The sequence below is a fragment of the Pseudomonas sp. 22082 genome (assembly GCF_052046055.1).
Lineage (GTDB): Bacteria > Pseudomonadota > Gammaproteobacteria > Pseudomonadales > Pseudomonadaceae > Aquipseudomonas > Aquipseudomonas pharyngis.
On record NZ_JBQEQB010000019.1, the window covers coordinates 1 to 21,664 of the forward strand.

The window sequence follows — 21,664 nt, forward strand, 5'->3', positions numbered from 1 at the left end:
CTCATTGAATCTCAAGGAGTTTTCCGTTTCGACTGCGCCGGAAGTGGGGCGAATTATAGACCTCTGGAATTCGCCGTCAACCCTTAATTTCGCTTTTCTTGAAAAACCTGCTTCTTACCCATCAAACGCGGGATCCGACGGGTCAAGGGAGGAATGCGCAGCGCTAGAAGGAAAACACCTATAAAGGCATAGATCGCCCACTCTTTGAGATCGGCACGTACGATCCATAACATATGCAGCAATCCCAACCCGAGAATCACATACACCAACCGGTGCAGCTTCTTCCAGCGGGTACCTAAACGGCGCTGGCTGTATCGGTTGGAGGTAACCGCCAATGCCAACAATCCCAGAAAACCCAAAGCACCCACAATAATGTAAGGACGCTTGCGCAGTTCGACGCCCAGTTGCGACCAGTCAAAACCGAGAATGAACGCCATATAGCTGCAAAGATGCAGAACCACATAGGCAAAACACCAAAGCCCCAACTGCCTGCGCACAGCAATCCACCCGGCCCACCCCGTAAGCTTCTGCAACGGCGTCATACTCAAGGTGATCAACAGCAACACCAATGTCCCGAGGCCCAGTCGATCAACCAGGACTTTCCCGGGATCAGGCCCAAGCAGATCCGCAAAGGCCTGATAGAACCAGAACAGCGGCCATATTGCCGCAGCCAGGAAAACACCTACGCGCCAGATCGGATATCGCATCAGTAGTTCTTCCGCAGATCGAGCCCTGTATATAAAGAAGCGACCTCGTCCGCATAGCCGTTGAACATCTGCGTATCACGCACATTCGGCTTGAACAGGCTGTTGGGCAACCGCCTCTCCCGCGCCTGGGTCCAACGTGGATGGTCGACCGTAGGGTTCACATTCGCATAAAACCCGTACTCATCCGCCGCAATGCTCTGCCAGGTCGTCTTTGGCTGCTCGCTGACCAGACTGATCCGCACGATGGATTTGACGCTCTTGAATCCGTACTTCCAGGGCACCACCAGACGCAAAGGCGCACCGTTCTGATTGGGCAATTCGCGGCCATACATACCTACCGCAAGAATCGCCAAGGGATTCATCGCCTCATCTAAGCGCAAACCTTCAACATAGGGCCAGTCGATCAGGGCAAATCCCGAACGCTGTCCGGGCATGCTCTTCGGATCCTGCAAGGTTTCGAAGCGAATGTATTTGGCATTGGAAGTCGGTTCTACCTGCTTCAACAGCGCCGAGATGGGGAAACCAATCCAGGGAATCACCATCGACCACGCCTCAACACAACGAAGGCGATAGATGCGCTCTTCCAACTGGTAAGGCTTCATAAAGTCTTCCAGAGCATAACGCCCCGGCTTGCCCACCTCCCCGTCCACCACCACACTCCACGGTTCGGTTTTCAACGAACCGGCATTGGCCGCCGGGTCGCCCTTGTCGGTACCGAATTCATAGAAGTTGTTGTAATGGGTCGCGTCTTTGAAAGGTGTGATCGCCTCATCCTTGACGCTCACCGCCCCCCATTTGACAGAGGGCAGTTTCTCGGCAAACCAGGCGGGCGCCTTTCCGGCTTCGACATCGGCATAGCGGGCAGCCTCTTCGGCACTGGCCCAGCGCGGCAGACTGCTCATGGCCAACCCGGCCGCGGTTGCTCCAAGCAATTGTCGGCGAGAGAGATAAATGGATTCAGGCGTGACGTCCGACTCATGGCAGTCGGACGCTTTGGGGACTTTGATCAGCATGGCAACTCCGCAGCTTTGGAGGACAGATGCACCATAGACTGCGGAGTATGAGGGAAATTACATCACTCGGCGTGTTTGTGACGACGAAGATGCAACAGATACTGCACCGGGCCCGACGCGGCATAGGCGAGGAACACCAGCAGCAGAATGCGAGGCGGATCGCTGAACACCACGGCAAACACCAGCACCACCGCCAGAATCGCCACGAAAGGCACGCGCCCCTTCAGATCCAGCTCCTTGAAGCTGTTGTATTTGATATTGCTGACCATCAGCATGCCGGCGGCCGCTACCATCAGCGCGACCAGGAACGACATCTTCGAACCCTGGATCCCGTAATCGCTGAACGCCCAGACAATGCCCGCAACAACGCCGGCAGCAGCCGGGCTGGCAAGACCGATGAAGTAGCGCTTGTCGGCGGTCCCCGCCTGAGTGTTGAAACGCGCCAGACGCAACGCCGCACCCGCCACATAGATGAAGGCAACCATCCAGCCGACCTTGCCCATGTCACCCAGTGCCCAGCCGAAAGCCAGAAGCGCCGGCGCGACACCGAAGGCAACCATGTCCGACAACGAGTCGTACTCGGCACCGAACGCACTTTGGGTATTGGTCATGCGTGCCACGCGACCATCAAGGCCGTCGAGCACCATGGCGACGAAAATCGCGATGGCGGCAAAGGCGAAATACTTGCTCGCATTCGCCGCGTCCCCGGCACTCAAGGCAGCCTGGGCACTCATCGAGTTGATGATGGAATAAAACCCCGCGAACAGATTCGCAGTGGTGAACAGATTCGGCAGAAGATAGATACCACGATGCCGGACTTTACGGCCTTCTGCGTCATGCCCTTCTTCGATGTGCTCATCGATGGGCAGCAGGCTTTCGGCGTCTGAAGCCTGGTTCGGCTCTTCGGGACGTTCGCTCATGGACAGTACCTTGCAACGGATTAGACATTTTCGACAGGTGTCTGGGACGACGGTTCGGCCACAAACGATGCAGCTTTATACCAGAACCGCCGGCCCATACGAAAAAACGCGGCCGAGGCCGCGTTTTTTCATACAAGGTTCGACGACTTAGTTTTTGGCTTTGTCGACGATCTTGTTGGCACCGATCCACGGCATCATGGAGCGCAGCTGCTCGCCGATGATTTCGATACCGTGAGCGGCGTTGTTACGACGCTTGGCGGTCATCGAAGGGTAGCCGGTTGCGCCTTCGCTGATGAACATTTTGGCGTACTCGCCGTCCTGAATACGTTTCAGGGCGTTGCGCATGGCCTGACGGGATTCGGCGTTGATCACTTCCGGACCGGTCACGTACTCGCCGTATTCAGCGTTGTTGGAGATCGAGTAGTTCATGTTGGCGATGCCGCCTTCGTACATGAGGTCAACGATCAGCTTCAGTTCGTGCAGGCACTCGAAGTAGGCCATTTCCGGCGCATAGCCAGCTTCAACCAGAGTTTCGAAACCGGCTTTTACCAGTTCAACGGTACCACCGCACAGAACGGCTTGTTCGCCGAACAGGTCGGTTTCGGTCTCGTCCTTGAAGGTGGTTTCGATGATGCCGGTACGACCGCCACCAACGCCGGCGGCGTAGGACAATGCAACGTTCTTGGCGTTGCCCGAGGCGTCCTGATAGATCGCGATCAGGTCAGGGATACCGCCGCCTTTCACGAACTCGGAACGTACGGTGTGGCCCGGTGCTTTCGGCGCGATCATGATCACGTCGAGGTCGGCACGCGGAACAACCTGGTTGTAGTGAATCGCGAAGCCGTGGGAGAAGGCCAGGGTGGCGCCTTTCTTGATGTTCGGCTCGATTTCGTTCTTGTACAGCTGGGACTGGAACTCGTCCGGGGTCAGGATCATGACCAGGTCGGCACCGGCAACAGCGGCAGCCACGTCGGTCACTTTCAGGCCGTGGGCTTCAGCCTTGGCAACGGTAGCCGAACCTTTACGCAGACCGACGGTAACGTCGACACCGGAATCTTTCAGGTTGCACGCCTGGGCGTGGCCCTGGGAGCCGTAACCGATGATGGCAACTTTCTTGCCCTGGATGATCGACAGGTCGCAGTCTTTATCGTAGAAAACTTTCATGAATTTCCCCTTTATATCCAGGCCGTTCAGGCCATTCGCTAATTTGGTTTAGATGCTGAGTACTTTATCGCCGCGGGCAATACCGGTGACGCCACTGCGGACGGTCTCCAGAATCGATGCGGTGCCGATGGACTGAATGAAGCTGTCGAGCTTGTCGCTGGTACCGGTCAATTGAACGGTATACACGCTGGCGCTGACGTCGACGATCTGTCCACGGTAAATATCGGTGGTGCGTTTGATCTCGGCGCGCTGGGCGCCAGTGGCCTTGACCTTGACCAGCATCAGTTCGCGCTCGATGTGAGCGCTTTCCGACAGGTCCACCAGCTTGACCACTTCGATCAGCTTGTTCAGGTTTTTGGTGATCTGCTCGATGATTTCATCGTGACCGACGGTGGTCAGCGTCAGACGCGACAGGGTCGGGTCTTCGGTTGGCGCCACGGTCAGGCTTTCGATGTTGTAGTTGCGCTGCGAGAACAGGCCGACTACGCGAGACAAAGCACCGGGTTCGTTTTCCAGAAGCAAGGAAATAATGTGCCGCATGATTAGGTACGCTCCGTCTTGCTCAGCCACATATCGCGCATCGAGCCGTCTTTGATCTGCATCGGATAGACGTGCTCGCTGGTGTCGACCGAAATGTCGATCACCACCAGGCGATCTTTCATGGCGAACGCCTCTTCCATCTTCGACTTCAAATCTTTCGATTCGGTGATGCGCACGCCGACGTGGCCATAGGCCTCGGCCAGCTTGACGAAGTCAGGCAAGGATTCCATGTAGGAGTGCGAGTGACGGCTGCCGTAACTCATGTCCTGCCACTGACGAACCATGCCCAGAACACCGTTGTTCAAGATGACGATCTTGACCGGCAAACCATATTGCAGGCAGGTCGACAGCTCCTGGATGTTCATCTGGATGCTGCCTTCACCGGTGACGCACGCAACATCGGTATCTGGGAAGCTCAAAGCGATACCCATCGCGGCCGGCAGACCGAAGCCCATCGTGCCCAGACCACCGGAGTTGATCCAGCGGTTCGGCTTGTTGAACTTGTAGTACTGCGCAGCAAACATCTGGTGCTGGCCCACGTCGGAGGTCACAAAGGCATCGCCCTTGGTCACTTCGCACAGGGTTTCGATCACGGTCTGTGGCTTGATCTTGCTGCCGTCGCCCTTGTCGTAAGGGAACAGGCCACGATCACCGCGCCACTCGTCAACCTGCTTCCACCAGCTGGCGACCGCTTCCTTGTTCGGGGTTTCGCCGATTTCCTTGAGGATCGCGACCATTTCAGTCAGGACGCTCTCCACCGGACCAACGATTGGCACGTCGGCCTTGATGGTCTTGGAAATCGAAGCCGGGTCGATGTCGATGTGAATGATCTTGGCGTTCGGGCAGAACTTCGGCGCGCCGTTGATCACGCGATCGTCGAAACGCGCACCGACCGCCAGGATCACGTCGGCATGGTGCATCGCCAGGTTAGCGGTGTAGCTGCCGTGCATGCCGAGCATGCCGATGAACTGACGGTCAGTGCCAGGGTAGGCACCCAGGCCCATCAAGGTATTGGTAACCGGCAGGTTGAGCATTTGCGCCAGTTCGGTCAGCGGCGCGGAGCCGTTGCCGAGAATCACGCCACCGCCGGAGTACAGCACGGGACGCTTGGCCGCCAGGAGCATTTCTGCCGCCTTGCGGATTTGCCCGGAGTGACCGCGAACGGCCGGGCTGTAGGAACGCAGTTTGGCTTTCTTCGGGAAGATGTATTCGAACTTCTCGGCCGGGTTGGTCATGTCTTTCGGGATATCGACCACGACCGGGCCCGGACGACCGGATTGCGCCAGGTAGAAGGCCTTCTTCATGACTTCCGGGATTTCCGAGGCGTGCTTGATCATGAAGCTGTGCTTCACGATCGGCCGGGAGATACCGATCATGTCGGTTTCCTGGAACGCGTCGGTACCGACCATGGTGCTTGGCACCTGACCGGAAATGATCACCATTGGAATCGAATCCATATAGGCGGTGGCGATACCGGTGATGGCGTTTGTGGCGCCTGGACCGGAAGTCACCAATACCACGCCGGCTTTACCAGTGGCACGGGCGTAGCCGTCAGCCATATGGGTAGCCGCTTGTTCGTGACGAACCAGGATGTGGGTTACTTCCGGTTCTTTGAACAGGGCATCGTAAACATGAAGGAGAGCACCACCCGGGTACCCGTAGATATATTTGACGCCTTCGTCACGCAAAAAGCGGACGAGCATCTCACCGCCAGATAAAAGCTCCACGTTGTTCACCTCTAAAACGCCAGAATACCGTCCACAAAAAGGCGAACGGGTCTTAATAGGTTTACTTCTCGGCAGAGCATGAGCGACGGTGGTCGCCGACTACGTCAGCACTGACTGAGCAAGTATTGGGATCGTCCCAAGTGTTGCGGGCCTTTCCCACCCAGCGCGAGGTAACGCGTTGCGGGTGTAACAGGTCGACGCGGATATGCGCCTCATGATCTGCCGAGAGGGTCTGCTTCTGGCAGTCCCTGTACAGCGGACTTTGGATTCTTCTGTTTCGCCCTCTGCAAGTCAAGCCGTCTATGTGCTTAATTGTGGGTAAGCACATGAGAACGCAAGAAAAAACCTGGAAACCGCTACTCTGTTAGCTTCAATTGCGCAGTTTTGCCAAGGAATCAGCATGCGAACGCTTCTCCTAATTCTGTTAATCAGCGCCAGCCCATCGTGCATGGCCGCTCAGATCTACAAATGGGTCGATGCCCAGGGCGTCACCCATTTCGATCAGCAGCCACCTCAGGGGCAGTCATCCACCGCCGTGGAGACGCCCTCCTCGCCCACGCCAAAACCTGCCGCACTACCTGGCGGCGGCGCGCTGGGCGATCAGAAAGCCATCGATGACAAGGTCAAGAAGCAAGTGGCCGAACAACAGAATCAACTCAAGGCATTTTGCGAACAGGCGCGCACGAATCTCGCGCAACTGCAGAACAATCCGCGTTTGAGGGAGGAGGTGGAGGGAGAACTGCGGCGGCTGAGCGACGACCAGCGACAGCAACGTACTGACGAGGCAAAGAAACAGATAGCGGAAAACTGCCAGTGACGACTGGCAGCTCCCGGTTCAGCGTGAAGCGGTGATCAGCAGGTCGAACTCTTTGAGCAACACCTGAAGCTGCCGATCCTTGCCCTGCAGGTTGCGTTGGGCAAAAACCATTTCGGCCATTTCCTGAATGCCCGAGGCATTGGGCAATGGCAGATCCTGTTCGAGGATCATCTTCATCCGCGGCAGGAAGATCCATTGCAGCCACTGCTCGAAATCAAGCGTGTCGACCGAAAACGGCTCGACGCTGCTCAGGGCTTCGACCGAGGGCTGGACGTCATCCCACCAGCCCTGGGCGCGCAGTTCGCGCTCGATCAACAGCAATTGATCGGCGACTTTGGAGAAACGACTGTCCATCACAGCGAAACCTTGGCCTTCTGACGGGCCAGAGTGGCGCCGGCGGAATCACCTTGTTTCTCACGTGCCTGAGCGATCAATTCCCACAGACTGGCCTGCAAGTCCGGACGACCATTGGCCATGGTCAGTGCACGACGAGCGGTCTGCTCGGCTTGCGGCGCATCGCCCTGGGCCATGCGCACCTGCGCCAGACGGTAAAGCACTTGCGGCTCGCGCGGTGCTACACGCTGCGCACGCTCCAGGCTGGAGGACGCGCCGTTGAGGTCGCCACCGGCCTGCTGCTGTTGCGCAGTGGTCAACAGAGCGAGAACCGGGCCATCCAGTTGTTCATCGGCAGACAGACCACCGCCGCTGCTGGCCGAAGGAATGCCGCTCGGCGTCGAAGGCATGCTGTAGCTGCCGGAGCTGATCGGCGCCGACTCGACCGCCGACGGGTTGTACGGCCCCGGCGTGATGCCGCCGGACGCCGGGCCCGGAACGATCGGCGAAGTGCTGATCGGCGCCGAAGCCGCTGCGCCGCCCGGCACCATCACTACCACACCGGTATCGCCTTGCGGGATCGCTTGGGTCTGGGCCTGTGCAGGACGTTTCACCGTCGTTTGACGGAAACCGCCATTGGCCGAAATGCGCTCGCTGTTGGACACGGCGGTGCCGGAATCCACGACCGGGATCGAACCACGCTGTACGGTGGAGCAGCCGCTGAGCAAAGCCACGGCGGTCACCGCTGGAATCAACCACTTGTTCACTTGAAACCCTCTTTGCTTAATTCATCCAGCCCTTGACCCAATCCATCACCGACTCGCCCGATGCCGGGCTTTCGCCCGCACAGGAGGCGCCGGGTGGCGGTTCGCTGCCGCGAATATACGGCATCTGCACGGCGCCCGGACAGTTGGCATCGGAGCCTTGGCCGGTACGCGAATCGACCCAGGCCTGCACCACGTTATCCGGCTGCGGCATGTCCAGCGGCAGCGGATCGGCCTTGCGCATGAAACTGGTCCAGACCTGCAACGCACCGGTGGCCCCGGTGAACGGCGTCTTGCCGTTGTCGTCGCGGCCGAGCCAGACTACCGCCAGCAGATCCTGGCTGAAGCCGGCAAACCAGCTGTCGCGCGAATCGTTACTGGTGCCGGTCTTGCCCGCCAGTGTCAGGGTTCTTGGCAACACGTTATAAACCGAACTGCCGGTGCCTTCACGCATGACCCGCTGCATGGCGTTCTGGATCAGGTAGATCGAGGCCGGGTCGAAACGCTGCTCGATCTGGAACGGATAACGCTTGAGCGGTTCGCCGTCGGCAGTCAGCACGCTGCGAATCCCGCGCATCGGCGTATTGAAACCACCGTTGGCAAGCGTCTGGTACATGGTCGCGACTTCGATCGGGGTCATGCCGCCCGCACCGAGCAGCATCGACGGGAACGCCGGAAACTCGCGGGTCACGCCCAGGCGCCCCAGCGTCTTGAGGACATTCGGAACGCCAACCGCCAGACCGAGACGCGAGGTCGACAGGTTGTAGGAATGTGCCAGCCCCTGATACAGGAACACCGTACCGTGGGAGCGACGGTCATAGTTCTGCGGTTTCCAGACCTGACCATCCGCACCCTTGATTGAAAGCGGCTCATCCGACAACCAACTGGTCAACGTGTACTGGCTCGGCTTTTCCAGTGCCGTCAGATAAACCGCCGGCTTGATCAGCGAGCCGATCGGCCGTACCGCATCCAGCGCGCGGTTGAACCCGGCAAAACTCGCCTGACGGCTGCCGATCATGGCCTGGACTTCGCCGGTTTCCGGGTTGGTAACGACCATCGCCGCTTCCACGTCGTCGGAGCCCTTGCGACCGGACAGGCGCTTGAAAGTGTCGTTGACCGACGCTTCGGCTTTCATCTGCAGAATCGGATCGAAGCTGGTGAAAATCCGCAGGCCTTCTTCGGTCAAGTCTTCGTCGCGGTAGTCTTCACGCAACTGGCGTTTGACCAGATCGATGAAGCCCGGAAACGAACTGTCGGCCAGCTTGCCGCGCGTGGTTACGCCCAGCGGCATTTTCTTCGCGGCAGCCACCTGCTCGGCGGAGGCGACACCCTGCTGCTCAAGCACATCGAGCACCAGATTGCGTCGCTCCAGCGCCCGCTCCGGGTTGCGACGCGGGTTGTAATAGGACGGCCCTTTGACCATGCCGACCAACAACGCGACCTGGTGCAGCTTCAGCTCAGACAAAGGCTGCGCAAAGAAAAACTGGCTGGCCAGACCGAAACCGTGCACCGCTCGCTGACCGTCCTGACCGACAAAGACTTCGTTGAGGTACGCCTCGAGGATTTCCTTTTTGTCGTAATGCAGCTCGAGCAGCATCGCCATCATCGCTTCGGTGAGCTTGCGGGTCAGGCTGCGTTCGTTGGTGAGGTAGAAGTTCTTGACCAGTTGCTGGGTCAGTGTACTGCCGCCCTGAGTCATCTTGCCGCCCGAGGTGTTGACCCAGACTGCGCGGGCAATCGATTTCGGCGATACGCCCCAGTGGCTGTAGAAATCCCGGTCTTCCACGGCGACCAGGGTTTCCAGCAGATACGGCGGCACCTGATCGAGCTTGATCAGAATCCGGTCTTCAAGATTTTTCGGGTAGATACCGCCGATCATCAGCGGCTCCAGGCGTACCACGGAGAGCTTTGAACCGTTGATCGCCGAGAGTTCGGCCACGTAATCGCCGGAGAACCGCACGCGCACTGGCTGCGGTTTCTCGAGGCCTTCATAGAATTGAAAGCCACGGGTATTCAGATCAACCGTGTTGCCATTGACCGCCGCCGCGCCGGGACCGTTGCTCACGGCTTCGCGGCGATAGCCCAGGGCATCGAGTTCGGTGAGGAAATCGTCCTTGCTCAGCTTTTGTCCGACGAACAGCTCGAGCGGACGCGCGTACACCTTGGCCGGGATGGTCCAGCGCTTGCCGGAGAACTTCTCCTGCACCACGGCATCGAGGTAAACGGCGAAGCCGGCCAGCACCACAAGGCCGACCAGACTGAGTTTAAGGGCCCAGCCCAACCATGGGCGCAGGCCCCGGGAAGCTGGTTTTTTAGGGGAACGGGGGGATCGAGTACGAGTCATGGCGGCGGATTATACGCACTTTATTCATACTCAACAGGAGCGCTCCGAGGTTTGCGTCGGGCTGGCGAGCGGCCATAATGAGCGCCTTGAATTTCCCCCAGTCTCTGAAGGATCGTCCGTGAGCCAGTCCCTGATCGCTGCCCTGCAAAACCCGGCCCTCTACCCGCATCCCGTCGAAGGGTTCCAGGTCATCGAAACCCATATCTCGTGGGTGCTGCTCACCGGTCCCTACGCTTATAAAGTGAAGAAACCGGTGAATTTCGGATTCCTCGACTTCACCAGCCTCGACTCCCGCGAGCACTTCTGCGGTGAAGAGCTGCGCCTGAACCAGCGCCTGACCGAAGATTTGTATCTGGAAGTGATTCCAGTGACCGGCAGCGCCGAAGCCCCGCAACTGGGTGGCGAAGGCCCGGCCATCGAATACGTGCTGAAAATGCGCCAGTTCCCGCAGACCGGCCTGCTCAGCACCCTGCAAGCCAACGGCGAGCTGACCACCGCGCACATCGACGCGATGGCCGAGCAGATCGCCCGCTTCCACCTCAACGCGCCGAAAGTCCCGGCCGAACACGATGCCGGCACGCCTGAAAGCGTGATGGCGCCGGTGCGTCAGAACTTCGAACAGATCCTGCCTTTCCTCAGCGACAAGAACGACCTGCTGCAACTCGACGCCCTGCAAGCGTGGGCGGAAAGCAGCTTCGATCGCCTCAAGCCGCTGTTCGCCCAGCGCAAGGCCGACGGCTTCACTCGCGAGTGCCACGGTGACATTCACCTGGGCAACGCCACGTTGATCGACGGCAAAGTCGTGATCTTCGACTGCATCGAATTCAACGAACCGTTCCGCTTCACCGACGTCTGGGCCGACACCGGTTTCCTGGCAATGGACCTGGAAGACCGTGGCCTGAAATCCCTCGCCCGTCGTTTCATCAGCCAATACCTGGAACTGACCGGCGACTATCAAGGCCTGGAAGTGCTGAACTTCTACAAGGCTTACCGCGCCCTGGTGCGTGCGAAGGTTGCACTGTTCAGCATGCCGGCCGATGCCACTCCGGTGCAGCGTGCTACCACCCTGCGCCAGTACCGCAACTACGCCAACCTGGCGGAAAGCTACAGCACCATTCCTTCGCGCTTCATGGCGATCACCCATGGCGTTTCCGCGGTCGGTAAAAGCCACGTGGCCATGCGTCTGGTGGAAGCGCTGGGCGCGATCCGCCTGCGCTCCGATGTCGAGCGCAAACGCCTGTTCGGCGAGCAAACCGTTGCCAATGATGTTCAGGCCGGGATCTACAGCGCCGATGCCAGCACCGCGACTTATGCTCGCCTGCATGAAATCGCCGAAGTGATCCTGCACGCCGGTTTCCCGGTGGTGATCGACGCCACTTACCTCAAGCGCGAACAACGCGACAACGCCGCCAAGGTTGCCGAAGCCACCGGCGCGCCATTCCTGATCCTCGACTGCAATGCTCCGCAGGCAGTGATCGAGAGCTGGCTGGCGATTCGTCAGGCAGATAAAAAGGATCCGTCCGACGCGACCCTCGCCGTGATCGAAGCACAACAGGCCAACCGCGAAGCCCTGACGCCGGAAGAAATCCTGCGCAGCAAACGCGTGCAGACCAATGAATCCGGCACCCTGGATACCGTCGTGGCGCAAATCCGCCAGCGTCTGCCCGGCCTGTAAGAAACTATTTCGGCCGTGAAGCCCTCGCTCGCTTCACGGCCGTCAAATAGTGGCACTATACTGGCGTCATAAAACCAACAGGTGATTTGACATGAGCCAGCCGAAACTTCTCGACACCCCGCTTTATGCCTTGCTGCACAAAGACGACATCACAGGTTTCAACAATGAACGGCCGAAAGACGGCCCGATCGACATGGTCGGCGGTGATTTTCGTGGTCTCGACCTACGCGAACTGAACGCCGATGGCGTGGACTTCAGGGACGCCTACTTCCGTTCCGCCGACCTGCGCGGCATCGACTTTCGCAACGCTTCGCTGGAGGGCGCGAGCCTGGCCCACGCGCAGATTTCCGGTGCCTACTTCCCGCCGGAGCTGAGTGCCGACGAAATCCTGATGTCGATGAATTTCGGTACGCGCCTGCGTTATCGCACTCGCTGAGTCTCAGGACACCCAAACTCGTCCAGCGCCCCCGCTTTGCGCTGGACTGCGTGCTGTTGGTAATTCCCCCTCGCCCTGCTCCGTGCTGATTCATCAGCGAAAAACTGACGTTTCTTAGAAGCGTTTGCGTCGAACCCGACCAAACAACCACGCTTTTCCTACTGATGGCTACACTCCTGAGAAGCTCGCCCACGCACCATTCGGCCGTCGCAAGGAGGCTTGATGAATGATGAACTGCAACACCTGAAGAATCTTGGCAAGACGTCGGCGCAATGGCTGCATGCCGTGGGCATCCATAGCGCCTCCGACTTGCGTCGCCTGGGCGCGGTGGATGCCTATCGCGCCGTGCGTACCCGCGGGTTCCGGGCGTCGAAGGTGTTGTTGTACGCGATCGAAGGAGCACTGATGGATGTGCACTGGAACGACATACCCGCCGAACGCAAGGATGCGCTGAACAAGCAGTTGGAAGCCATTTCCTCTCGCCACAAGAACTGACGGGCACTGACCGCCATGTACCTGCTCGGGGAACAATCGGCCAAGGCCGATGCATTGATCAACCACTTGCAGAGCTTGCCTGCGCAATGGCTCGAAGGCCTGGCGCCGTGCGGGCCGGCGCTGGAACTGGAAGCCACGGATGATTTGCTGACACGCTTGCCGGACGACCAATTGTTCTTGCTCATGCAAGGTGTCATCACCGGCAGAGTGAGCGGTCGCGGTCTGTTCTATTGGCATGAGGGGGACCTCATCGGCCTGCAGCAGGGGCCGGAATGGGCTGATTGCGCCTTGGGCACGGATAACCCGCTGACGTTGCTGCCCTATCGACGAAGTGATTTGTTTCAGCATGTGTATAGCGATTCATCTCGCTCGGAGCAGTTTCTGCGCTACCTGCTGGGGCAAATGGCGCTGCTGGCCCACGCCGTTGCCGAGTTCAAGCCACGTGAGTTTCGCAGCACCAATGGGTTCAAGCGTGTCGAGGCCGGAGACGTTCTGATACGCCAGGGCGATGTCGCTGACCATGTATTCGTGATTATCGAAGGACACGCCGAAGCCTTTGTTAATGGGCACAAGGTAGGCGATGTGCCCAAGGATGAGATCTTCGGCGCAATGGCTGTATTCACTGGCGAACCGCGCAACGCAACGGTCATTACCCGGGAAGCGAGCACGGTGATGCTGATTCCCGGCGATCAGTTTCTGAGCATGACCCGCACCAATCCGAAAATCGCCCACAGCCTGATCGAAAGCATGGCGCGGCGTATCGACCAGCTCAACAAGCAGCTCACGGGATTTAACAGCCAGAACTGAAGCCCTGTTCACGGGGCGTTTACGCCATTGCCGGGACAAAACGACAGAAATGAAAAAACAGCAGTTGACTCGCTAATGAGAATCGCTATGATTATCACAACTGATCGCGAGATCAGTCGATATTCTGAAAAGCCCTTGGTTCGGACTCTCAGATTATCTCCTCATCAGGCTAATCACGGTTATTTGACCCGGTTTTTACCGGGTCTTTTTTTGCCTGTGGAAAAGTCATTCCTTGCCGAACTGCTTACGCATCTGCGCGCAATAATCCGGTTTCGGCGTGGCTGGGGTGAGCCAGACATAATCAGCCATCGCCGCCGTAACCCCACTGCCCTGCTCCGCCAGCATCAACACCGTCGGCGCTTGCGGCGCGCCCAGATCCAGCACATGCAGCGGCACCCCGACATCTTTGCGCGCGTGATACGCACCCGCCAGTAACAAGGCAGGCGCAGGCGCTGCCAGCAAACGCGAGGCCATGCGCCGATCCCGCTGTTGCTGAACGGCCAGCATCGCCGGCATTTGTGATGACGGCAGCAAGCCGCAGTGAGAATCGCCGATCTGCTCCAACAGCGTCTCTTTCACAGATTTGGCATTGCTGCGCTCACCGCTCAGAACCGGAGGATCGCGATAGAACGCGCGGATTTCGATGTTATCGAGGTTCGCCGCCAGCAACGGCCAGGATTGCGTCAGGGCGAACCGCACAATCGGGCCGTAGAGATTCCAGTCCCAACCGTCCTGCCAGGCCAATGCAGCAGGAAGATCAGCCGGTGGCGCTGACGCATGTCGTACGTCATCAACCCGCGACTGTTGATCGGGTGTCAGCATTTCCAACAGGAGACTGCCCTGGGGCCGCGCCTTTTCCAGGTTCTGTAACAGCCACAATTGAAGGGCATGGTGATCAGCGTTGTCATGCTGCTCACCAACAATCACCTGCGATGGACTGCTCAACCGAGCCAGTAATTGCTGCGCCGTCAGATGCTCGCCGCTGCGCAAATCACGGATCTCGCCCACGACCGGGGGCGCCGCAACATGCTGGCAACCTGCAAGCCACAACACCGCCAACAGCAAAATCCCGCGCATACACTCACCTCGATGACGAAATCAGCGGGCGATGATCAGCGGATGCCCGCGCTCCGGGTGCTGTTGCACCAGCACTTCCAGACCGAACACCGCCTTCAACGATTCCGGACGCAATACCTGCTGCGGCGTGCCCAGCGCAACCGGGCGCCCGCCTTCCAGCAGCAGGATGCGATCACAATAGCGCGCCGCCAGATTCAGATCATGCAGGATCACCAGCACCGCCGCGCCGCGATCGGCAAATTCGCGCACTGCTTGCAGCGTCGTGTGTTGATGCAATGGATCAAGCATCGAGGTCGGCTCATCAAGCAGCAGAGTCTGCCCCGCCTGCCCCGGCCAGAGTTGCGCCAGCACCCGCGCCAGATGCACCCGTTGACGCTCGCCGCCGGACAGCGCCAGATAACTGCGACCGCTCAGATGCCCGGCATCCGCCGCCCGCAAAGCGTCAACGACAATTTCGTCGTCGCGCACCCGCCCGCTCTGATAAGGCAGACGCCCCATGCCGACCACTTCTTCAACGCGAAAGGCAAAATCCAGGGTCGATACCTGCGGCAACACCGCCAGCCGCTGAGCGCGCTGAGTGCCGCCCCAATGGCTCAATGCCTCACCGTCCAGCAGCACCTCCCCTTCGTGTGCGCTCAGCTCACCGCACAACGCGCCGAGCAAAGTGCTTTTGCCGGCGCCATTGGGCCCCAGCACGCCAAGCACTTCGCCCGGTTCGAGTTGCAGGCTGACGTCGGCCAGAACGGTCTTGCGGCCACGGCGGATGTGCAGATTGTGCGCACGCAGCATCAGGCACGCCCTCGCAGCAACAGATAAAGGAAGAACGGTGCGCCGATGAATGCGGTGACGATACCGATCGGCAGCTCCGCCGGCGCCAGCGCCAGCCGCGCAACCAGATCCGCCAGCAGCAACAGACTGGCGCCGGCCAGCACCGATGCCGGCAACAACACCCGGTGATCCGGCCCGGCGAGCAAGCGCACCAGATGCGGCACCACCAGCCCGACGAAACCGATCATCCCTGCCGCCGCCACCGCCGCACCGACACCCAGCGCCGTGCAGAACACCAGCTCGCGCTTGAGCCGCTCGACATCGATCCCCAGATGCCCGGCTTCCGGCTCTCCGAGCAACAATGCATTGAGTGCCGTCGCCCGACGCGGAAGCCAAAGTGCAACACCGGCAGTGATGATCAGCAGCGGCCACAACCGCGCATAGCTCGCGCCGTTAAGGCTGCCCAGGTTCCAGAACGTCAACGTGCGCAATGTGGCGTCGTCGGCCAGATAGGTAAACAGCCCCACCGCCGAACTGGCCAGCGCGGTCAGGGCAATCCCCGCCAGCAACATGGTCGCCACATTGGTCTGCCCGTTGCGGCGGCCGAGTCGATAGACCAGCGCAGTTACGCCAAGGCCACCGAGAAACGCGCAAACCGACAGCAGATAAGGCCCGAACAACTCTGGCAGTCCGCCAAAAAACGAGCCGCCGACGATCGCCACCGCCGCGCCCAGCGCCGCGCCACTGGAGACCCCCACCAACCCCGGATCGGCCAGCGGATTGCGAAACAGCCCCTGCATCGCCACACCGGACAGGGCAAGCACGCCGCCGACTGCCAGCCCGAGCATCGTACGCGGCAGACGAATCTGCCCGAGAATCAGTTCAGCCTGCTCCAGCCCGTCCGGCGCCAGCGGCACACCGATCATGCGCAGGGCAGCGCGCAAGGTATCGAACAACGGCAGACTGACCGGCCCCAATGCCAGAGACAGCCAGATCGCCAGCAGACACAGCAGGATCAGGCCGATGAACAAGCCACGGGGTTTGACCAGGGTGGTCATTGGCCGCTCGAGGCCGGATAGAAATCGTCAGACAGAGTCTTCAGCGCAGCCGGCAAACGCGGCCCGAGTCCGCCCACCAGCAGCGTCGGATCCAGCTCCAGCACACGGCCGGTCTTGGCGGCACGGCTGGAATTGAGGATCGGGTTTTCCTTGAACAACGCCGCTTTTGCCGCCTCGCCGGTCAGCGCACGGTCAGCGAACACCAGCACTTCAGGATCAAGACTGGCCAGGGATTCCACGGAAAACGGCTTGTAACCGGTGTGGGTCGCGAGGTTATGCCCGCCCGCCTGCTGCAGCAGCCAATCGGCGGCGGTGTCCTTGCCGGCGATCAGTGGTTTGCCGCCGGCATGGCCGAGCAGCAACAGCACGCCCGGTGCTTTGTGCTTTGATTGCACCGCAACCACACGTGCCTTCTGAGCATCGAGTTGCTGTTGATAACTGTGCAGCAATTGCACGGCCTGGCTTTCGGCCCCCAGCAACTGCCCCAGATGAGTAACGTTTTTCTCCAGCGTCGGCAGATCCGGCTGAGCCGAGAACAATTCCACCCGCACCTTGGCGCTGCGAACCTGGGAGATCACTGGCGGCGGGCCCATTTCTTCGGTGCCGATCAGAATGTCCGGGCGCAGGCTGAGGATGCCTTCGGCCGACAGGCTGCGCTGGTAGCCGATGCTCGGCAGGGACTTGAGGGATTGCGGATGCTGGCTGGTGGTGTCGACGCCCACCAGTTTGGCCTCGCCGCCCAGCGCACTGACCCACTCCGACAACGCACCGCCGGCGCTGACCCAACGTTGCGGCAACTCGGCCGCTGCAGCCTGGTGGCTGACCAAAAGTCCGACACACAGCACGGCAACGCGGGTACTCAGGCGCATAGACAGCTTCCTTGAAAGGTTTTTCCGGGCACCGGAACGGCAGGCCAAGTATCCTCGGCAGCGATCACCTCGCCACGGGCGAAGGCGGCCATTTGATAATTGTTTGCATTTGAACGTCAAGCTCGGACATATCCGGACACGAGCCGACACTTGAGGATAGCCATGAAGTTTCTTTGCGCGGGCGCCGATCTGGTTGAGAGCGGCAGTCGCGGTTTCGATATCGACGGGAAAAAACTGTTGGCTGTGCGCCGCGCGGGGCAGGCGTATGTCTATCTCAATCGCTGTCCGCATCGGGGCGTCGGTCTGGAATGGCATCCCGACCAGTTTCTCGACCCCAGCAACAGCCTGATCCAATGCGCCACCCACGGCGCACTGTTTCTGATCGAAGACGGAGAATGCGTCGCCGGCCCCTGCGCCGGACAATCGCTGACGGCCATCCCTTGTCATGAAGACGCGCAAGGGCTGTGGATCGACGTTTAACCGTTGAGCAGCACGTCCAGGCGCCTGTCGATCACCATCTCTTCATGGCTCAACCGCACGCCGTACGCCAGGACCTCGACCCCGCACGCCACCGCCTCACGTAGCGCAGCGGCGTAGGCCGAGTCGATTTCCTCGGCCGGGCGCACCGCTTCGACACCCGTGAGATTGACGCAGTACAACTGCACCGCGCGAATCCCGTCCCGGGCCAGATGCGCCAGCTCACGCAAATGCTTGGCGCCGCGCTGGGTCACTGCATCGGGAAATGCCGCAATCGCCGTACCGTCGAAACCGAGAGTGACGCTCTTCACTTCGATGTAGGCCGAGCCCGTCGGGTAGTCGAGGCGAAAATCGATCCGGCTCTTTTCCTGCCCGTACGCCACTTCGCGCTTGAGCCCGGTGAAACCGTTCAGCTCACTGATGACGCCGGCCTGCAAGGCTTCTTCGACCAGAGCGTTGGCGCGCCCGGTGTTGACACAAAACAGCCGTCCCTGCGGGGTTTCGCCGACTTCCCAGGTGCCGGGCAGTTTGCGTTTCGGATCTGTGGAGCGGCTGAACCAGACCTGCCCGCCCTCGACCTGGCAATTGAGCATTGAACCGGTGTTCGGGCAGTGAATGGTCAGCAATTCGCCGCCAACGGTTTCGATATCGGCGAGAAAACGCTTGTAACGGCGGATCAATCGGCCTTCTTCGAGCGGAGGATGAAAGCGCATCAGCCTTGCCAGCTCTTCAAGCCACGGGCGATACGTTCTACCGCTTCCTGTAGGCGTGGGAGGTTTTGCGTGTAGGCAAAGCGCACGTGATGACCGGCCTGATAGCGGCCGAAATCCAGCCCCGGCGTGAATGCTACGTGTTCGGTTTCGAGGAAATGCCGGCAGAACGCGAAGGCATCGCCGCCGAACTGGCTGATATCGGCATACAAATAGAACGCGCCTTCCGGCTCCACGGCAATGTTGAAGCCCAGCTCCCGCAATGCTGGCAGCAGAAAGTCACGGCGACGGCCGAATTCGGCGCGGCGCTCTTCGAGAATCGCGATGGTGTCCGGTTCAAAACAGGCCAGCGCTGCGTGTTGGGCCATGCTTGGCGCGCTGATGTAGAGGTTCTGCGCGAGCTTTTCCAGCTCACTGACGGCGGCATCCGGCGCCACCAGCCAGCCGAGGCGCCACCCGGTCATGCCGAAATATTTGGAGAAACTGTTGAGGACAAAGGCGCTGTCGTCCACTTCCAGCACACTGGCGGCGTCGGTGCCATAAGTCAGGCCATGGTAGATCTCGTCCACCACCAGATGCCCGTGACGCGCCTTGATGGCTGTGGATAATCCGGCCAGCTCATCGCGGGTCAGAATCGTACCGGTCGGGTTGGCCGGCGAGGCAACCAGCGCACCGACGCTGTCGTGGTCCCAGTGGCGTGCCACCAGGTCCGGCGTCAGCTGATAACGCACGTCCGGGCCCACCGGTACAAGCTGCGCCGCGCCCTCGACCAAACGCAAAAAGTGCCGGTTGCAAGGATAGCCGGGGTCGGCCAGCAGCCAGTGCTTGCCCGGATCCACCAGCAACGCACTGGCCAGCAGCAACGCCCCGGAACCGCCGGGGGTGATGAGAATCCGTCGAGGATCGAGGTTCAGGCCGTAGCGCGTTTGATAGAAACCGGAAATCGCCTCGCGCAGTTCGGGAATGCCACGGGCCGCGGTGTAGCGGGTTTTCCCCGCCGTCAGGGCTTGCTGGCCGGCGCGAATGATCGGCTCGGCGGTGGTGAAGTCCGGTTCGCCGATTTCCAGGTGGATCACGTCGTGGCCGGCGGCCTGCAATTCATTGGCCCGCGCCAGCAACGCCATGACATGGAACGGTTCGATCGCACGACTGCGCGCACTGTAGGGCTGAGCCATTGGCCTTCCTTCAACGAGGGAAAAGAAACGATTCTACCCATCTGCCGGAACGAGCGAGAACCCGCAGCGGTCACAGCCTCAAGAACACTGGACTGTAACGCCCCGCGCGTACGCTCCAGGATTGACTAAAATCAGTGATTGAGCAGGTTTGCAGCACCGCCGGACATGGCTTGGCAAACATTTGCAAGCCCCATCGGCCACGCGCTCGACATCCGGGAGTAGCGCGGGTCGAATTGATCTGGTAAGTTCGCCCGCTTGCAGCCGCAGGGCCGGCAGGTGTCGGTGATGGAGCAATCCTGCGCAATGGATTACAAGAGTAGAGGCGGTCCATTTCATGCCCACCCAAGCAAAGCAACAGGCAAGTCAGACACTCAGCGGTTTCGAACCTTACGTCCCTAAAGAGGGCGAAGAGTACATGGGCGCGCCTATGCGTGCGCACTTCACCAAGATCCTGACCAAGTGGAAACTCGACTTGATGCAGGAAGTCGACCGCACTGTTGATCACATGAAAGACGAAGCGGCCAACTTTCCTGATCCGGCCGACCGTGCCAGCCAGGAAGAAGAGTTCGCCCTCGAGCTGCGCGCCCGCGACCGCGAGCGCAAACTGATCAAGAAGATCGACAAGACCCTGCAACTGATCGAAGACGAAGAGTACGGCTGGTGCGACTCTTGCGGCATCGAGATCGGCGTCAAGCGCCTCGAGGCCCGTCCGACTGCCGACATGTGCGTCGACTGCAAGAACCTGGCGGAAATCAAGGAAAAGCAGGTCGGCAAATAATCCCGGCCTGAACGAAAAACGGAGCGTGCGAACGCTCCGTTTTTGTTTCTGCTGTTTTTGACTCTCAAGTAACATCGCCCTCATGACTGCCAACACCTCCCCCGCCTATATTGGCCGCTTCGCCCCGACCCCCAGCGGGCACCTGCACTTCGGTTCGCTGGTTGCCGCCCTGGCCTCTTATCTGGACGCACGCTCGGTGGGCGGTCGCTGGCTGGTGCGCATGGAAGACCTCGATCCGCCCCGTGAAGAGCCAGGCGCGCAAGCGGCGATTCTCAAGGCGCTGGAAAGCTATGGCTTCGAATGGGACGGCGAGATGGTTCGCCAGAGCGATCGGCACGAGGCCTACGCGCAAGTGCTCGACAGCCTGTTCAATCACGGCCTCGCCTACGCCTGCACCTGCTCGCGCAAACAATTGGAGCCATACCACGGCATTTATCCGGGACTGTGCCGCAATGCCGGCCATGGCCAGGAAGACGCGGCGATTCGCCTGCGCGTGCCGGAGTTGGAATACCACTTCATCGACCGGGTGCAGGGCGAATACCGCCAGCATCTGGGCCGCGACGTGGGTGACTTCGTGATCCGCCGCCGCGACGGCCTCTACGCCTACCAACTGGCGGTGGTGCTGGACGACGCCTGGCAGGGCATCACCGACATCGTGCGCGGCGCCGATCTGCTCGACTCCACGCCGCGCCAGCTCTATCTGCAAGAACTGCTGGGCCTGCGCCAACCGCGCTACCTGCACCTGCCACTGATCACCCAGCCGGACGGCAACAAGCTCGGCAAGTCCTATCGCTCGCCACCGCTGGAAGCCGATCAGGCCACGCCATTGCTGCTGCGGGCCCTGCGTGCATTGGGGCAAAACCCGGGGCCCGAACTGGCCCACGCCTCGCCGCAAGAGCTGCTGAAATGGGGTAGTGCCCACTGGGACGCGACGAAGATCCCGCGCACACTGACCCTGCCCGAAGCGCAACTGCTGTGACGACACTTGCAGTGGCGCGCCCATCCGTTAC

23 protein-coding genes are annotated in these 21,664 nt (G+C 60.1%); 8 read left to right on the forward strand and 15 right to left on the reverse strand.

Annotated features, from left to right (window positions below; all coding sequences use genetic code 11):
• Window positions 1-83: 83 nt before the first annotated feature.
• The 6 genes from msrQ to ACTJK9_RS20795 all read right to left on the reverse strand — a co-directional run bounded on the left by msrQ (window position 84) and on the right by ACTJK9_RS20795 (window position 6,071).
• A complete protein-coding gene (msrQ, locus tag ACTJK9_RS20770; RefSeq protein ID WP_064599436.1) occupies window positions 84-707 on the reverse strand; it encodes a protein-methionine-sulfoxide reductase heme-binding subunit MsrQ in 624 nt (207 codons plus the stop codon).
• On the reverse strand, window positions 707-1,720 hold the full coding sequence (msrP, locus tag ACTJK9_RS20775) for a protein-methionine-sulfoxide reductase catalytic subunit MsrP (protein WP_440815901.1): 1,014 nt from the start codon (window positions 1,718-1,720) through the stop codon (window positions 707-709). Before msrP ends, msrQ begins: the two co-directional genes overlap by 1 nt.
• A gap of 62 nt (window positions 1,721-1,782) precedes the next feature.
• Window positions 1,783-2,640: a CDP-diacylglycerol--serine O-phosphatidyltransferase gene (gene pssA / locus ACTJK9_RS20780; RefSeq protein ID WP_440815904.1), complete on the reverse strand. Its 858-nt coding sequence runs from the start codon at window positions 2,638-2,640 to the stop codon at window positions 1,783-1,785.
• Window positions 2,641-2,787: 147 nt separating this feature from the next.
• The gene (ilvC, locus tag ACTJK9_RS20785) at window positions 2,788-3,804 is read right to left on the reverse strand and encodes a ketol-acid reductoisomerase (RefSeq protein ID WP_007959661.1); all 1,017 of its coding nucleotides are present in this window, start codon (window positions 3,802-3,804) and stop codon (window positions 2,788-2,790) included.
• A gap of 48 nt (window positions 3,805-3,852) precedes the next feature.
• Window positions 3,853-4,344, reverse strand: coding sequence for an acetolactate synthase small subunit (gene ilvN / locus ACTJK9_RS20790; protein WP_003205610.1), 492 nt, complete (start codon window positions 4,342-4,344; stop codon window positions 3,853-3,855).
• A 2-nt stretch (window positions 4,345-4,346) separates the two neighbouring features.
• The gene (locus ACTJK9_RS20795) at window positions 4,347-6,071 is read right to left on the reverse strand and encodes an acetolactate synthase 3 large subunit (protein ID WP_221398106.1); all 1,725 of its coding nucleotides are present in this window, start codon (window positions 6,069-6,071) and stop codon (window positions 4,347-4,349) included.
• 400 nt (window positions 6,072-6,471) lie between these two features.
• On the opposite strand from ACTJK9_RS20795, the gene ACTJK9_RS20800 reads away from it, so the two are divergent.
• The gene (locus tag ACTJK9_RS20800) at window positions 6,472-6,888 is read left to right on the forward strand and encodes a DUF4124 domain-containing protein (protein WP_440815909.1); all 417 of its coding nucleotides are present in this window, start codon (window positions 6,472-6,474) and stop codon (window positions 6,886-6,888) included.
• Between the two features lie 18 nt (window positions 6,889-6,906).
• On the opposite strand, the gene ACTJK9_RS20805 is transcribed toward ACTJK9_RS20800, so the two are convergent.
• From ACTJK9_RS20805 to mrcB, 3 genes are read right to left on the reverse strand one after another with little or no spacing between them, the layout of a single operon-like run.
• Complete coding sequence (locus ACTJK9_RS20805) at window positions 6,907-7,242, reverse strand: YqcC family protein (protein WP_064599443.1); 336 nt, start codon at window positions 7,240-7,242, stop codon at window positions 6,907-6,909.
• Window positions 7,242-7,988, reverse strand: a complete 747-nt coding sequence (locus tag ACTJK9_RS20810) for a hypothetical protein (protein WP_064599445.1) — start codon at window positions 7,986-7,988, stop codon at window positions 7,242-7,244. The genes ACTJK9_RS20805 and ACTJK9_RS20810 overlap by 1 nt, the downstream gene beginning before the upstream one ends.
• A 16-nt stretch (window positions 7,989-8,004) precedes the next feature.
• Entirely contained in the window at window positions 8,005-10,329 is a 2,325-nt protein-coding gene (gene mrcB / locus ACTJK9_RS20815) for a penicillin-binding protein 1B (RefSeq protein WP_085612652.1), read from the reverse strand.
• 118 nt (window positions 10,330-10,447) lie between these two features.
• On the opposite strand from mrcB, the gene ACTJK9_RS20820 reads away from it, so the two are divergent.
• From ACTJK9_RS20820 to ACTJK9_RS20835, 4 genes are all read left to right on the forward strand, one after another.
• Window positions 10,448-12,004 (forward strand): AAA family ATPase, encoded by a 1,557-nt coding sequence (locus ACTJK9_RS20820; RefSeq protein ID WP_085612651.1) that lies wholly within the window; start codon window positions 10,448-10,450, stop codon window positions 12,002-12,004.
• Between the two features lie 91 nt (window positions 12,005-12,095).
• A complete protein-coding gene (locus ACTJK9_RS20825) occupies window positions 12,096-12,440 on the forward strand; it encodes a pentapeptide repeat-containing protein (RefSeq protein ID WP_007959639.1) in 345 nt (114 codons plus the stop codon).
• 222 nt (window positions 12,441-12,662) lie between these two features.
• On the forward strand, window positions 12,663-12,935 hold the full coding sequence (locus ACTJK9_RS20830) for a TfoX/Sxy family protein (RefSeq protein WP_003228231.1): 273 nt from the start codon (window positions 12,663-12,665) through the stop codon (window positions 12,933-12,935).
• A gap of 15 nt (window positions 12,936-12,950) precedes the next feature.
• Window positions 12,951-13,742: a Crp/Fnr family transcriptional regulator gene (locus tag ACTJK9_RS20835; RefSeq protein WP_085612650.1), complete on the forward strand. Its 792-nt coding sequence runs from the start codon at window positions 12,951-12,953 to the stop codon at window positions 13,740-13,742.
• A gap of 225 nt (window positions 13,743-13,967) precedes the next feature.
• On the opposite strand, the gene ACTJK9_RS20840 is transcribed toward ACTJK9_RS20835, so the two are convergent.
• From ACTJK9_RS20840 to ACTJK9_RS20855, 4 genes are read right to left on the reverse strand one after another with little or no spacing between them, the layout of a single operon-like run.
• Entirely contained in the window at window positions 13,968-14,819 is an 852-nt protein-coding gene (locus ACTJK9_RS20840) for a ChaN family lipoprotein (protein WP_440815914.1), read from the reverse strand.
• 21 nt (window positions 14,820-14,840) lie between these two features.
• Window positions 14,841-15,608, reverse strand: coding sequence for a heme ABC transporter ATP-binding protein (locus tag ACTJK9_RS20845; protein WP_440815916.1), 768 nt, complete (start codon window positions 15,606-15,608; stop codon window positions 14,841-14,843).
• Window positions 15,608-16,591, reverse strand: a complete 984-nt coding sequence (locus ACTJK9_RS20850) for a FecCD family ABC transporter permease (RefSeq protein WP_440816045.1) — start codon at window positions 16,589-16,591, stop codon at window positions 15,608-15,610. Before ACTJK9_RS20850 ends, ACTJK9_RS20845 begins: the two co-directional genes overlap by 1 nt.
• A gap of 50 nt (window positions 16,592-16,641) precedes the next feature.
• A complete protein-coding gene (locus ACTJK9_RS20855; protein WP_440815918.1) occupies window positions 16,642-17,514 on the reverse strand; it encodes a heme/hemin ABC transporter substrate-binding protein in 873 nt (290 codons plus the stop codon).
• A gap of 162 nt (window positions 17,515-17,676) precedes the next feature.
• On the opposite strand from ACTJK9_RS20855, the gene ACTJK9_RS20860 reads away from it, so the two are divergent.
• Window positions 17,677-17,994: a Rieske (2Fe-2S) protein gene (locus ACTJK9_RS20860; RefSeq protein ID WP_085648761.1), complete on the forward strand. Its 318-nt coding sequence runs from the start codon at window positions 17,677-17,679 to the stop codon at window positions 17,992-17,994.
• On the opposite strand, the gene sfsA is transcribed toward ACTJK9_RS20860, so the two are convergent.
• Together sfsA and ACTJK9_RS20870 are read right to left on the reverse strand one after the other, a co-directional pair.
• Window positions 17,991-18,704 (reverse strand): DNA/RNA nuclease SfsA, encoded by a 714-nt coding sequence (gene sfsA, locus ACTJK9_RS20865; protein ID WP_221398109.1) that lies wholly within the window; start codon window positions 18,702-18,704, stop codon window positions 17,991-17,993. The genes ACTJK9_RS20860 and sfsA overlap by 4 nt on opposite strands.
• Window positions 18,704-19,876 (reverse strand): pyridoxal phosphate-dependent aminotransferase, encoded by a 1,173-nt coding sequence (locus ACTJK9_RS20870; RefSeq protein WP_440815922.1) that lies wholly within the window; start codon window positions 19,874-19,876, stop codon window positions 18,704-18,706. Before ACTJK9_RS20870 ends, sfsA begins: the two co-directional genes overlap by 1 nt.
• Window positions 19,877-20,210: 334 nt before the next feature.
• Here ACTJK9_RS20870 and dksA point away from each other — a divergent pair, with 334 nt between their 5' ends.
• Both dksA and gluQRS read left to right on the forward strand, forming a co-directional pair.
• Complete coding sequence (dksA, locus tag ACTJK9_RS20875; RefSeq protein ID WP_039771633.1) at window positions 20,211-20,654, forward strand: RNA polymerase-binding protein DksA; 444 nt, start codon at window positions 20,211-20,213, stop codon at window positions 20,652-20,654.
• Window positions 20,655-20,736: 82 nt separating this feature from the next.
• Window positions 20,737-21,633 (forward strand): tRNA glutamyl-Q(34) synthetase GluQRS, encoded by an 897-nt coding sequence (gene gluQRS, locus ACTJK9_RS20880; protein WP_085612642.1) that lies wholly within the window; start codon window positions 20,737-20,739, stop codon window positions 21,631-21,633.
• The last annotated feature ends 31 nt before the right edge of the window (window positions 21,634-21,664 follow it).

What these genes read in the sequence shown, in the direction of transcription:
- ACTJK9_RS20870 (WP_440815922.1), bottom strand. Translation starts at nt 19,876, where the DNA reads ATGGCTCAGCCCTACAGTGCGCGCAGTCGTGCGATCGAACCGTTCCAT.
- ACTJK9_RS20855 (WP_440815918.1), bottom strand. Translation starts at nt 17,514, where the DNA reads ATGCGCCTGAGTACCCGCGTTGCCGTGCTGTGTGTCGGACTTTTGGTC.
- ilvN (WP_003205610.1), bottom strand. Translation starts at nt 4,344, where the DNA reads ATGCGGCACATTATTTCCTTGCTTCTGGAAAACGAACCCGGTGCTTTG.
- ACTJK9_RS20825 (WP_007959639.1), top strand. Translation starts at nt 12,096, where the DNA reads ATGAGCCAGCCGAAACTTCTCGACACCCCGCTTTATGCCTTGCTGCAC.
- dksA (WP_039771633.1), top strand. Translation starts at nt 20,211, where the DNA reads ATGCCCACCCAAGCAAAGCAACAGGCAAGTCAGACACTCAGCGGTTTC.
- ACTJK9_RS20835 (WP_085612650.1), top strand. Translation starts at nt 12,951, where the DNA reads ATGTACCTGCTCGGGGAACAATCGGCCAAGGCCGATGCATTGATCAAC.
- ACTJK9_RS20830 (WP_003228231.1), top strand. Translation starts at nt 12,663, where the DNA reads ATGAATGATGAACTGCAACACCTGAAGAATCTTGGCAAGACGTCGGCG.
- mrcB (WP_085612652.1), bottom strand. Translation starts at nt 10,329, where the DNA reads ATGACTCGTACTCGATCCCCCCGTTCCCCTAAAAAACCAGCTTCCCGG.
- ACTJK9_RS20805 (WP_064599443.1), bottom strand. Translation starts at nt 7,242, where the DNA reads ATGGACAGTCGTTTCTCCAAAGTCGCCGATCAATTGCTGTTGATCGAG.
- ACTJK9_RS20840 (WP_440815914.1), bottom strand. Translation starts at nt 14,819, where the DNA reads ATGCGCGGGATTTTGCTGTTGGCGGTGTTGTGGCTTGCAGGTTGCCAG.
- msrQ (WP_064599436.1), bottom strand. Translation starts at nt 707, where the DNA reads ATGCGATATCCGATCTGGCGCGTAGGTGTTTTCCTGGCTGCGGCAATA.
- pssA (WP_440815904.1), bottom strand. Translation starts at nt 2,640, where the DNA reads ATGAGCGAACGTCCCGAAGAGCCGAACCAGGCTTCAGACGCCGAAAGC.
- gluQRS (WP_085612642.1), top strand. Translation starts at nt 20,737, where the DNA reads ATGACTGCCAACACCTCCCCCGCCTATATTGGCCGCTTCGCCCCGACC.
- ilvC (WP_007959661.1), bottom strand. Translation starts at nt 3,804, where the DNA reads ATGAAAGTTTTCTACGATAAAGACTGCGACCTGTCGATCATCCAGGGC.
- ACTJK9_RS20845 (WP_440815916.1), bottom strand. Translation starts at nt 15,608, where the DNA reads ATGCTGCGTGCGCACAATCTGCACATCCGCCGTGGCCGCAAGACCGTT.
- msrP (WP_440815901.1), bottom strand. Translation starts at nt 1,720, where the DNA reads ATGCTGATCAAAGTCCCCAAAGCGTCCGACTGCCATGAGTCGGACGTC.
- ACTJK9_RS20800 (WP_440815909.1), top strand. Translation starts at nt 6,472, where the DNA reads ATGCGAACGCTTCTCCTAATTCTGTTAATCAGCGCCAGCCCATCGTGC.
- ACTJK9_RS20860 (WP_085648761.1), top strand. Translation starts at nt 17,677, where the DNA reads ATGAAGTTTCTTTGCGCGGGCGCCGATCTGGTTGAGAGCGGCAGTCGC.
- sfsA (WP_221398109.1), bottom strand. Translation starts at nt 18,704, where the DNA reads ATGCGCTTTCATCCTCCGCTCGAAGAAGGCCGATTGATCCGCCGTTAC.